Raw genomic sequence first — 11,726 nt, forward strand, 5'->3', positions numbered from 1 at the left:
CTCGGCGCCGGGCCGGGTCCGTGGGGGCGCTCACCCCCCGCCATCCCCGCCCTGTCGGCTACCCCTTCGACGCGGCGAAATGGTCCCGCATCGAGTCGGTCTGCTTCTCCATCATCGCGATGATCCCCTCGACGATCGCGGGGTCGGCGTCGTAGGCGATCGTCAGTTCGCGCGACCACTCGAAGTAGCTGCGCCCGGGGTCGTCGGTGATCGGCCGGACCCGCATGGTGGCGACATAGCCGTCGACACCCGTCGTCGGTGCCACGGCCCGGTACGTGGAGCAGCGCTCCACCTCGTTGCGTCCGGCGACCTCCTGCTGGACGAGGCCGTCGCAGAACACCAGGGTGAAGTCGTAGCGCGACGGCACCCGTTCGAGCGCGCCGCCCTCGGCCCAGCCCACGTCCTTCACCGCGTCCCCGGACACGATCCGCACCACCTGCATGGCGTCGCGGACCACGGACCAGACGGTGTCCGGACCGGCGTCGAGGATCGTCGAGTGGAACATCGTGTGCTTCCGCTGGATCGCCACGAAAGACTCCTTGTCAGGCGGGGAAATTCGTTGAAATTCCTTGTTCTTCTTGTGACTTGCCCGAGGAGTACACCGCCGGCCGGGCGAAACGGGCCAGGGGTGGAAGATATGAAAACGACGGCGGCCCGGCGGTCGTATTTCGTGGACTCCTCCATGAACCTCCGGACAGGCGGGCGGAGTTGTCTTGGAGGAGTCTCCAAATTACCGGTGCCGGCCTGCGTATCTCTTCATGTCTTTCATCCCTGGCCGGTTCAACTCGCTTGCCTGTGTACTCCTTTCCCGGCATGCCATCGAACGAAGGAGAAATCCTTGACCGCCTCGTCCTCCGGTCGGCGCATCGAGATTTCCTGGCCCGATCCCGGAATCACCGTCACCGCGGAACTCGACGGCCGTAATCCCGCGTTGGCGGACGCGCTGTGGGAATCCCTGCCGTACCGGAGTCTGCAAGGGCACGCGCTGGTCGCGGGTGAGCACCTGTACCACCACGCGCCGATCCCCGCGCTGCTGCACCTGCACGGGTCCGACCGCATCGCCGACCGGCGCGAGGCGCCCGACGGGACGGTGTTCTGCTCCGCGCTGCAGCATCTGGGCATCAAGTACGGCACGTTGACCGAGCCGATGCCGGCGTCCCCGGTGGGCCGGATCCGGGTGGAGGACCTGCCGGCGCTGGCCGAGGCGGGGAAGGCGGTCTGGGACGCGGTCTACTCGACGAAGAAGCAGATCCTGGTGGAGGTGCGCAGGGCGGGTACGGCGGGCGGGCACCGCATCCCCCGGCTGGCCGCCGCCGATCCCGACGCGGACGCCCTGGTCCGGAACGTGCACGCCGAGACCGAGCGGATCTGGCTGTCCGCGCCGCCCGAGCTGGACGAGCTGCACCGGGGCTGGATCCCGTCGGGCGCCGGGAGCTTCGGGACGGTGCTGCCCACGCTGCTGTTCGTCAACGGCGAGACCCGCCCGCTCGGCTACGCCTCCTACGGCGGCCTGGTCCGGGCGGCCGCAGGAGGCATGCCCCTGGAGTCCCTGCGCCAGATGGCACGCCTGCTGGTCGGTGTCCCGGCCGAGTTCCTGGGCTACTGCGGTCTGGAGAAGCTGTGGGAGTTCACCCGGCGCTTCCTGGACTGCCTGGACCGCCTCGACCGTGACGGCTTCCTCGCCGTGGCCGGCCAGATGGCCCTCTACATCAACTGCCTGGGCGGCTGGAACCTGCAGCTGTACCCGTGGGACACCGGAGACCACCTGCGCCGGCAGGGTGCCGCCGCAGCGGGCCGCCGGTCATGAGCGCCCTGCCCGGGCGCACCGACGCCCTGGTCATCGGCGGAGGGGTCGTCGGCGCCTCGGTGGCGTGCCATCTCGCCGAGGCGGGTGTCGGCACCGTCCTGCTGGAACGCGGCACGCTCGGCTCGGGGTCGTCCGGGGCCACCGCGCACGTGGTGCGCACCTACTTCCCCGGTGACGCCCGCACCGGACGCCTCGCCGTGCGCAGCCTGGCGGCCTACCACGGCTTCGCCGAGCGGACCGGGACCCCCCTCGGACTGCGCCGGGTCGGCTTCATGGTGCTGTTCACCGAGGAGCGGCAGGTGGCGGAGTTCCGGCGGGACCACGCCGCGCAGCGGGCCGCGGGGGTGGACGTCGAGCTGGTGAGCGCGGCCGAGGCGGCGCGGCTCAACCCGCTGCTCGACGAGCGCGGCATCGTGGCGGCCGCGTGGTCGCCGGAGGCCTACTCCTGCGACCCGGTCGCGATCGTGCGCGGTTACGCCGCGGCCGCCGAGGAGGCCGGCGCCGTGCTGTGCACGGACACCCCCGTCACCGGTATCGACCCCGACGGCCGGGTCCACACCCCCGCGGGCAGCATCCTCGCCGACACCGTCGTCTGCGCGGCCGGCCCCTGGTCGGGGACGGTGGCCGCGATGGCCGGGGTCCACCTCCCGGTGGCCCCGGAGCCCATCGAGCTGCTGCTCACGGACCCGCCGGCCGAGCCCCTCACCACCCTGCCCATGACCCTGCACCCCTCCAGCCTGCGGATCCGTGCCTGGAAGGACCGCGTCCTCGTCGGGATGGGCCGGCCCGGGCCGCACGAGTCCCGGGAGGCCTGGCTGCACCGCCTCGCGCGGCAGCTCGGCACCACCTACCCGGCGCTCGCCGGCACCCGGCTGCACCGCGGCTGGGGCGGCTTCCTGGACGCCACCCCGGGCGGGGCCGCCCTCATCGGCCGGGATCCCTCCCGGCCCTTCCTGTACGCGGCGGGATTCTCCGGCCAGGGACTGTGCCAGGCGCCCGCGGCCGGAGAGATCGTCCGCGACCTCTTCCTCGGCAAGCAGCCCTGGACCGACCCGGCCTCTCTCGCCGCCGACCGCTTCCGGGCGGACGCCCGGCCACCGACGCCTGCGGTAAGGAAACTGCCATGATTGTCCTCGGGTGCAACGGCTTCACCCGTGTCTCGGAGTTCTTCGCCGAACATTTCGGCGCGGTCGGCCCGGAGAAGCACTATCTGCTCGGCCACGACGCGGGCGCCGCACTGCTGGTGGACGGCGAACTGGTCGCCGCCGTGGAGGAGGAGCGGCTCAACCGGGAGAAGAAGACCACCGACTTCCCCCTCCGCTCGGTGACGTGGTGCCTCGAACAGGCCGGACTGCGGTTCTCGGACGTCGGCCTCGTGGCCGTCCCCTGGAACTGGTCCCCCGAGGTCATGGACCGGACGCTGGCCGCCATCATGGCCGCGCCGATGGAGCCCTCGGCGCGGCAGCATCTCGTGACCGGCATGCGCAGGCTGTTCTCCGAGGTCGTCAGCCCGGAGGCGATCCTCGCCGACTTCGCCGCGCGCACCGGCTTCACCCCCGATCCGGACAAGGTGGTGTTCGTGCCGCACCACCTCGCCCACGCCATGACCGGGTACTACCTGGCGGGCATGAAGGACAGCGCGTTCCTCGTCAGCGACGGCCGCGCCGAACTGGCCTCGGCGCTGACGGGCGAGATCCGCGACGGCCGGATCCGCGTCTTCGACGAGTCGACGGTCGGCGCCGAGTACTCGATCGGGCTGCTGTTCGCCGCGATCACACGGTTCCTGGGCTTCGTGCCCAACAACGACGAGTACAAGGTGATGGGCCTGGCCGGATACGCCGAGCCCCCGGTGCCGAACCCGTTCCTGGAGCATCTCGTGGAGCTGCGCGAGGACGGGCGGTACGCCTTCCGCCGGCCCCTCGCGACCGACGATCCGCGCGGCCTGGAGCCGCTGTTCGAGGAGTACTTCGGTCCCCGGCAGGACACCCTCGCCTACCAGGCCCGGGTGGCCGCCGCGGCCCAGGAGACGCTGAACGCCGTCACCCGCCACCAGGTCCGCGCACTGGAGGCCAGGACAGAGCTGAACCATCTGCTGTTCGAGGGCGGCGTGGCGCTGAACTGCCTCAACAACACGCCGCTGTTCGAGGGGTCCCGGTTCGAGGACATGGACGTGAGCTTCGGCGCCGGCGACACGGGCATCACCATCGGCGCCGCGGTCCACGCCTGGCTCCACCACCCGGACACCGCCCGCGAGGAGAGGCCCGCACCGCGGGTGACGCCGTATCTCGGGCCGGAGTACGACGACACGGCGATCGAGCGGGCCCTGCGGGAGGTCGAGGGCCGGGTGCGGTGGCGCAGGCTGAGCGACGACGAGATCGTGGACCAGGTGGCGAAACTGCTCACCGAGAAGGTCGTCGTCGGCTGGTACGAGGGCCGGCTGGAGCACGGCCCCCGGGCCCTGGGGCACCGCAGCATCCTCGCGAACCCCAGCTTCCCCGACATCAAGGACATCATCAACACCAAGGTCAAACACCGGGAGCCCTTCCGCCCGTTCGCCCCGCTGGTGCTCGAGTCCGACGCGCCGAGGGTCTTCGACATGGGCCGCAAGTCCCGGTCGCCGTACATGACGTTCGTGTTCCCGGTACGGCCGGAGTTCCGGGACGTGATCCCGGGCGCGGCCCATGTGGACGGCACGTCCAGGGTGCAGACGATCACGGCCGAGGACACCCCGCGACTGGCGGCGCTGCTGCGCCGGTTCACCGCGCTGACCGATGTTCCGTGCCTGATCAACACCTCGTTCAACGTGGCGGGCGAGCCGATCGTGTGCAGCCCGTCCGACGCGCTGAACTGCTTCCTCGGCACGGAGATCGACCACCTCGTGCTCGGCAACCACCTCGTCACCAAGACCGCCTGACCGCCGCACTCGTCGCCGGGGACGTCACGCCACGACGTCCCCGGCGACGGTCATGTCCGAAAGAGGTGAGCGACATGCGCGAGGAGAGCACCACGGCGCCGTACCTCCGCCCAAAAGCGCCCACGACGCTGCTGCTGGTGCGGCACGGCGAGACCGCGCTGACACCGCAGAAACGGCTCTCGGGCAGCGGCGGCGACGACCCGGCCCTGTCGGCTGCCGGGCGGCGGCAGGCCGAGGCCGTCGCGGGGACGCTCGCGGCGCGCGGCACGGTGGGGGCGGTGGTGTCCTCGCCGCTGCGCCGGTGCCGGCAGACGGCCGAGGCGGCGGCGGGCAGGCTCGGTCTGGAGGTCCGGGTCGACGAGGGGCTGCGGGAGGCGGACTTCGGCGCCTGGGAGGGGCGGACGTTCGCCGAGGTGCGCGAGCGCCACCCGGCCGGGTTCGCCGCGTGGCTCACGTCGCCTGCGGCGGTGCCGGGCGGCACGGGCGAGACGTTCGCGTCGGTGACGCGCCGGGTCGTACGGGTCCGGGACGAGCTGCTGGCCCGGTACGCCGGGCGGACCGTCGTGGTCGTGTCGCACGTCGTCCCGCTGCGGACGCTGGTCCGGCTGGCGCTGGGCGCGCCGCACGCGTCGCTGTTCCGGATGGAGCTGGCGGCGGCGTCGCTGTCCGAGGTGGCGTACGACGGCGCCGGGAACGCGTCCGTGCGCTCGCTGAACGGCACCGCGCACCTGCGCTGAGCCCGCCCGGCGCGCATCCGGCCCGGGTACCGCCGGCCACCCGCTCGGGGAGGCCTGCGGTACCCGGGCCGAATGACGGCACGCGGGTGGGCCGGACTCAGTAGTCGATGCGGTCGGCCTTGGCCAGCCACGCGTCGAACGGCGCCGTCCGGTGCGGCAGGTCGAGCTGCTCGACCCGGGTCGGCCACATCGACTGGGGCTTCTTCTCGAACAGGTCGTAGAACTTGCGGTCGTCGAAGCCGGCGACCGCGGCGTCGTGCCGGTCGGCGCAGTAGACGATCCGGTCGACCCGCGCCCACAGCGCGGAGGAGAGACACATCGGACACGGCTCGCACGAGGTGATCAGGACGCAGCCCTCCAGCGAGAAGGCGTCCAGCTTCCTGCAGGCGGCGCGCATGGCGCTCACCTCGGCGTGCGCCGTCGGGTCCAGGGTCGCGGTGACCTGGTTGTTCCCGAGGGCGACGATCTCGCCGTCCTTGACGACCAGGGCGCCGAACGGACCGCCGCCGTTCGCCACGCTGGTCGTGGCCAGCCGGATCGCCTCGTCCATCCAGACACGCTCGAGGTCCTGGATGCTCTCTTCTTGGGTCTGCGCTGTCACGATCACTTCTTTCGGAGAGGGTGGGGATGTCCCGGAGGCTCTTCCCGTAGGGGGCCTCGCGCCCGGGGTGACTGGGTCATCCCGCGGATGCCGCCTCGAGACCGGCCCGGCCGGCGGCGTCCGCGGGGGGTGTTCACGGCTCGAGGCCGCAGATGTGCTCCGGTGCGACCGGAACGTGGGTCAGCTCCAGCCCCGTCGCGTCGCGGATGGCGTTCACGATCGCCGGAGTGGCGGAGATGGTGGGCGGTTCGCCGGCACCGCGCACGCCGTACGGCGCGTTCGGGTCGGCTCTCTCGATCACGTCCACCGCCATCGGCGGCATGTCGAGAATGGTCGGGATCAGATAGTCGGTGAACGACGGGTTGCGGATGCGGCCGTCCTCGACCTTGATCTCCTCCATGAGGGCAAGGCCGAGCCCCTGTGCGGAACCGCCGTGGATCTGCCCGGCGACGGCGTCCGGGTTGATCGCCCTGCCGACGTCCTGCGCGCAGTCCAGGCGCACGACCTTGACCAGGCCCAGTTCGGTGTCCACGTCCACCACCGCCCGGTGCGCGGAGTAGGCGTGCTGGACGTGCACCCGCGGGCTGTGCCCGGTCTCCGGGTCCATCGGGTGGGTCGGCAGGTGGTGGTACTCCCTGGTCTCCTCGATCACGTCGTCGCCGAGCACGTCGACGAGGCCGGCCACGACGCCGGTGGTCCGGGAGACGACCTTGCCGCCGGCGAGCGACAGGCCCGCGGGGTCCTCGCCGAAGCGCCCGGCGGCCCGGCCGAGGACCACCGCGCGGACGGCCTCGCACGCGTTCTTGACGGCGCCGCCGGTGACGTACGTCTGCCGGGAGGCCGAACTCGAGCCCGCGTCGCCGACGTCGGTGTCGGTCGCGTGGAGGGTCACCCGCTCCACGCCGAGTTCGGTGCGGGCGATCTGCTGGTGCACGGTGACCAGGCCCTGACCGACCTCGGCCGCCGCGGTGTGCACCAGCGCGGCCGGTTCGCCGCCGATCACCTGCAGCCGCACCCGCGCCGTGGAGTAGTCGTCGACGCCCTCAGCGTAGGAGACGTTCTTCATGACGACGCTGTAGCCGACGCCCCGGACCACGCCCTCGCCGTGCGTGGTGTTGGACACCCCGCCCGGCATCTCCCGGATGTCCACCGGGCCGGTCCGCTCGCGCGGGGGCAGCGGAAGCTTCTCGAGCCGTTCCAGCAGTTCGGCGACCGGCGCCGGGGAGTCGAGGACCTGCCCGGTGTGCAGGACCGAGCCCTGCGCGACGGCGTTGAGCCGGCGCAGCCGTACCGGGTCCATGTCCAGCGCCCGGGCCAGCTTGTCCATCTGGGACTCGTAGGCGAACGCGGGCTGTACGGCGCCGAGGCCGCGCATCGCGCCGCACGGCGGGTTGTTGGTGTACACGCCCCACGCCTCGATCCGGACGTGCGGCACCTCGTACGGCCCGGTGCCCAGCGACGTGGCGTTGCCGACCACGACCGGGGTCTTGGAGGCGTACGCACCGCCGTCGAAGTACATCCTCGCCCTGACGAAGACGAGCCTGCCGTCCTTGGTCGCGCCGTGCTCGTAGTACATCCTGGCCGGGTGCCGGTGCACATGGCCGTGGAAGGACTCCTGGCGGCCGTAGACCATCTTCACCGGTCTGCCGGTGCGCAGCGCCAGCATGCAGGAGTGGATCTGCATGGACAGGTCCTCGCGGCCGCCGAAGGCGCCGCCGACGCCGGACATGGTCAGGCGCACCTTCTCCGGCGGAAGCCCGAGCGCCCGCGCCATCTGCGCCCGGTCGCCGTGCAGCCACTGGGTGGCGAGGAACAGGTCCACCCCGCCGTCCTCGGCCGGGACGGCCAGACCGGACTCGGGGCCGAGGAACGCCTGGTCCTGCATCCCCACGGTGTACACGCCGGACACCACGACATCGGCCTCGGTGTCCGGGTCGCCCTTGACGACCGGCTGGTGGCGCACCACGTTGCCGCCGGGGTGCAGCCTGGGCAGGGTGTCGTCGTGTGCGGCCCGCTCCGGGTCGGTGACCGGTTCGAGCACCTCGTAGTCGACCACGATCTCGTCCAGCGCGCGCCGGGCCGTCTCCGGGTGGTCGGCGGCGACGAGGGCGACCGGCTCGCCCTCGTAGCGCACGACGTCCTCGGCGAGCACCGGTGTGTCGGCGATCTTCAGGCCGTAGACGTTCTCGCCGGGCACGTCCTCGTGGGTGAGCACCGCGTACACGCCGGGGTGCGCGAGCGCGGGGCCGATGTCGACCGCGCGGATCCGGGCGTGGGGGTGGGGGCTGCGCAGGGTCGCGCCCCAGAGCATGTCCTGCGCCCACAGGTCCGAGGAGTAGGCGTACTCGCCGAGCACCTTGAGCGTTCCGTCCGGCCGGGCCGGGCTGGTGCCGATGCCGCCGGTGACCAGCTCGCCGAGGTCCTGCGGGGCGCGCGCGGGGGAGGTCCGGGAGGTCTGCCGGGTCATCGGGGGACCTCCGCGCGGGCCTCGGCCTTGCGGGAGGCGGCGAGCCGCACCGCGTCCATGATCTTCTCGTAGCCGGTGCAGCGGCAGAGGTTGCCGGCGAGCGCCTCGCGGATCTCGGCGTCCGAGGGCCGCGCGGTGCACTCGATCAGGTCGTGCGCGGCGACCAGCAGGCCCGGGGTGCAGAAACCGCACTGCACCGCGCCGGCCTCGACGAAGGCCTGCTGCACCTCGTCGAGCTTCTCGCCGTCGGCGAGGCCCTCGACGGTGCGTACCTCGCGGCCCTCGGCCTGTCCGGCCGCGACCAGGCACGCGCAGACGGAGACGCCGTCCAGGTAGACCGTGCAGGAGCCGCACTCGCCCTGCTCGCAGGCGTTCTTCGAACCCGGCAGGCCGAGCCGCTCGCGCAGGACGTACAGGAGGCTCTCGCCCTCCCAGACGTCGTCGGCGTGCAGCTTCCTGCCGTTGACGGTGACGTTCAGGCGCATGTCCGCCTCCCACCGCAGTGCTCGTTCCAGGCCCAGCCGAGGGTCCGGCGGGCCAGCACGGCCAGCGCGTGCCGCCGGTACGCGGCCGTGCTCCGTACGTCGTCGATCGGCGCGGCCGCCGAGGCGACCAGGTCGCCGAAGGTCCTCAGCACCGGTTCGGGCAGCGGGGCGGGGTCCTCCCACCGGCCGGAGTCCGCGAGCTCGGCGGCCAGGAACCGTTCCGCCTCGGCGGCTCTGCGCGGGGTGGGGGCGGCCGATCCGACGCAGGCGCCCACCGTGCGGTGTCCGAGGTCCAGTGAAAGCGCGAAGGAGCACACCGCGATGACCATCGCGTTACGGCTGCCGACCTTGGCGAACTGCTGCGGCCCCGCCGCGGGCGGCACGTGCACGGCGGCGATCAGCTCGTCCTCGGCGAGCGCGTTGCGCTTGACGCCGGTGAAGAACGCGCCGGCCGGGATCATGCGGCTGCCGCGGACCGAGGCGACCTCGACGTCGGCGCCGGAGGCGACCAGCGGCGGGAGCGCGTCGCCGGCGGGTGACGCGGTGCCGAGGTTGCCGCCCAGGGTGCCCCGGTTGCGGATCTGCGGCGACCCCACGGTCCTGGACGCCATGGCCAGGCCGGGGAGGCGGGTGCCGAGTTCCCGGATGATCCGGGAGTACGGCACACCCGCGCCGATCCGCAGCCGCCCGCCGGCCTCGGACCACTCGGCCAGCTCGTCGATCCGGGTCAGGTCGAGCAGCGCGGTGGGACGACGGAGATCCATGTTGATCTCGGTCATCACGTCGGTTCCGCCCGCGACCGGCGTCGCGTCCGGACGCCGAGCCTTAGCGTCCAGCGCGTCCGCCCAGGTGGCGGGTCGGAGGAAGTCCACGGCACTCATCCCTTGCTTCATTCAGCCCGTGTGACGAGTACACCGCCACCGGAGCGGAGTCAGCCAGGGGTGGAAGACATGAGACATCGGCCGGGCGGGGAGCGGGGGTTTGTAGGTCTCTACAAGAGGGGGCTGCGGGGGGTGTCAGCGCGGCGGGATGGGGGGTGGGTGCGGGATCTTGTGAGGTCAACGGGGGTGGGGGTGACGGGCCGGGAGTGACCAGCCCGGGGCTGAGGGCGTCCGTGGTTGGTGGTGAGGGCCCGGACGTGCGGGGGGGCGAACGCCGGCCTCTGGACGAACCCGGGCCTCCGCGGCCACCACCACCTGTCACCCGAATGGCCTAGGGCGGCCCGACCGGCCTCCTGCCGGCCTGACCGCGTTCGGAGTTCCTTCGAGGGCCGGAGTGCGTTCAGGGGGCGCGGGGGCCGTTCGGGAGACGGCCCACGGACACCTCAGCCTCCCGCGGGTTCGCCCATCTGCTCGCCCACGGGCTCGGTGACGGCGGAGCCGTCCGGCTCGGAGTCGGCGGAGCCGTCCGGTTCCGGGACGGCGTAGAAGCGCATCAGGACGGGGCGCGCGCCTTCGGGGGCCTCCTCGCGCGGGTGGCCGTAGCGCTCCAGCAGCGCTTGGTACTCGCGCATGAAGTCGAGGAGTTCAGCCCTGGTCAGCCAAGTGCCGTGGCGCTGGACCTGGGCCCAGCCCCCGGGGCCGCGGTACTCCTCGTGCGCGCGGCGGTACAGGGCGGTGTCGAACTCGATCTTCAGCCGGGCGAGTCGGGCCGCCGCCTGGTTCGTGGCCGGGTCGGGCGTGGTGTGCCGGAAGGGCAGCGCCCGCCACCAGCGCTCGCGCCCGCCGGACTTCTCCGGGATCTCCTCGATGAGCCGCTGCTCGGCGAGTTTGCGCAGGTGGTAGCTGGTGGTGCCCGAACTCTCGCCGAGTTCGCGGGCGAGCACGGTGGAGTTCGCCTGGCCGTGCCGGCCGAGGTAGTCGAGGATCCGGCGGCGCAGGGGGTTGCCGAGGGATTTGTAGAGGGCGGTGCGCTCCAGGCTGGTCATCTCGGTCAGGCCGTCGGTCATGCCGCCACGGTAACCCTGAGAACCCTGAGAAGCCCCCGATGTCTGCCGAATTTTCTTTGCAGAGATTCCTCTGCGGTCCTAGGGTGGGGGCAGTCGGCGAGATGCGAGAGGGGGAGGCCATGCGGAAGAGGTGGCCGCTGGTCCTGCTGGGCGCGGCGGCGGTTCTGCTGGTGCCGTGGACGGTGGTCCTGGCCGTGACCTTGCCGGGCAGCACCGAGGTGGACCACTGGCAGCTTGCCTGGGTCGGCCTCGACGTCCTCATGGCGGCGGGCTGCGCGGCCACGGCCCTGCTCGGCCTGCGCGGTGACGTGAGAGCCCGCCTGACGGCCTCGGCGACGGCGTCGGTGGCGGTGCTGGACGCCTGGTTCGACATAACGACGGCCGGCACGGGCGCCCCGCTGGCCGAGGCACTGCTGTGCGCGGTGGCGGAGGGCACGCTGGCGGGGGCGTGCGTGTGGCTGGCGGGGGGCCGGTGGGCGGGGCGACTGGCGCTGGGCGACAGACGCGGCCGCTCGGACAACCGCTGACCCCGGACAACCGCTGGACCGGGACAACCGCTGGACCTCGGACACCTGTTGACGCCCGGACACGCGCTGGCTCACCCCCCACGGCCCCGCCCACAATCACGCCCCCGCCCTCAATCCCGGCCCCGCTCACAAGGACGTCGCCGCACCTCCCCAACTCCTCACCGGCCGCAACCCCTCCCACTCCGGCCTCCCCCGAAGGACACTCGTGGGCAAGGGAGTTGTCGCGGGAGGGGGACGGGA

10 protein-coding genes and 1 pseudogene are annotated in these 11,726 nt (G+C 72.4%); 5 read left to right on the forward strand and 6 right to left on the reverse strand.

Translation table 11 applies throughout. The features are described from left to right. Nucleotides 1-58: 58 nt before the first annotated feature. Nucleotides 59-529 (reverse strand): SRPBCC family protein, encoded by a 471-nt coding sequence (locus AB0950_RS01570; RefSeq protein ID WP_366777559.1) that lies wholly within the window; start codon nt 527-529, stop codon nt 59-61. Nucleotides 530-838: 309 nt separating this feature from the next. Between AB0950_RS01570 and AB0950_RS01575 the strand changes: the two genes are divergently transcribed. The 4 genes and pseudogenes from AB0950_RS01575 to AB0950_RS01590 form a co-directional block, all read left to right on the forward strand. After that, nucleotides 839-1,807 (forward strand): hypothetical protein, encoded by a 969-nt coding sequence (locus tag AB0950_RS01575; protein WP_366777560.1) that lies wholly within the window; start codon nt 839-841, stop codon nt 1,805-1,807. After that, entirely contained in the window at nt 1,804-2,934 is a 1,131-nt protein-coding gene (locus AB0950_RS01580; protein WP_366777561.1) for an FAD-binding oxidoreductase, read from the forward strand. The genes AB0950_RS01575 and AB0950_RS01580 overlap by 4 nt, the downstream gene beginning before the upstream one ends. Further along, the gene (locus AB0950_RS01585) at nt 2,931-4,721 is read left to right on the forward strand and encodes a carbamoyltransferase C-terminal domain-containing protein (protein WP_366777562.1); all 1,791 of its coding nucleotides are present in this window, start codon (nt 2,931-2,933) and stop codon (nt 4,719-4,721) included. The genes AB0950_RS01580 and AB0950_RS01585 overlap by 4 nt, the downstream gene beginning before the upstream one ends. Nucleotides 4,722-4,837: 116 nt before the next feature. After that, nucleotides 4,838-5,458 (forward strand): annotated as a pseudogene (locus AB0950_RS01590) (histidine phosphatase family protein); the annotation flags it as partial. Nucleotides 5,459-5,555: 97 nt separating this feature from the next. Here the strand turns inward: AB0950_RS01590 and AB0950_RS01595 are convergent. From AB0950_RS01595 to AB0950_RS01615, 5 genes are all read right to left on the reverse strand, one after another. Further along, nucleotides 5,556-6,008 (reverse strand): nucleoside deaminase, encoded by a 453-nt coding sequence (locus AB0950_RS01595; RefSeq protein ID WP_360149786.1) that lies wholly within the window; start codon nt 6,006-6,008, stop codon nt 5,556-5,558. A gap of 184 nt (nt 6,009-6,192) precedes the next feature. Next, on the reverse strand, nt 6,193-8,526 hold the full coding sequence (gene pucD, locus AB0950_RS01600) for a xanthine dehydrogenase subunit D (RefSeq protein ID WP_360575549.1): 2,334 nt from the start codon (nt 8,524-8,526) through the stop codon (nt 6,193-6,195). Next, nucleotides 8,523-9,011 carry a (2Fe-2S)-binding protein gene (locus AB0950_RS01605; protein ID WP_360148954.1) on the reverse strand — a complete coding sequence of 163 codons (489 nt, stop codon included), beginning with the start codon at nt 9,009-9,011 and terminating at the stop codon, nt 8,523-8,525. The genes pucD and AB0950_RS01605 overlap by 4 nt, the downstream gene beginning before the upstream one ends. After that, complete coding sequence (locus AB0950_RS01610; protein WP_360148957.1) at nt 9,002-9,883, reverse strand: FAD binding domain-containing protein; 882 nt, start codon at nt 9,881-9,883, stop codon at nt 9,002-9,004. The genes AB0950_RS01605 and AB0950_RS01610 overlap by 10 nt, the downstream gene beginning before the upstream one ends. A 452-nt stretch (nt 9,884-10,335) precedes the next feature. Then, complete coding sequence (locus AB0950_RS01615) at nt 10,336-10,959, reverse strand: helix-turn-helix domain-containing protein (RefSeq protein ID WP_366777563.1); 624 nt, start codon at nt 10,957-10,959, stop codon at nt 10,336-10,338. A gap of 119 nt (nt 10,960-11,078) precedes the next feature. Here AB0950_RS01615 and AB0950_RS01620 point away from each other — a divergent pair, with 119 nt between their 5' ends. Next, a complete protein-coding gene (locus AB0950_RS01620; RefSeq protein WP_360148963.1) occupies nt 11,079-11,486 on the forward strand; it encodes a hypothetical protein in 408 nt (135 codons plus the stop codon). The last annotated feature ends 240 nt before the right edge of the window (nt 11,487-11,726 follow it).

Origin of the sequence: Streptomyces sp. NPDC007189, assembly GCF_040703635.1 — a bacterium.
Lineage (GTDB): Bacteria > Actinomycetota > Actinomycetes > Streptomycetales > Streptomycetaceae > Streptomyces.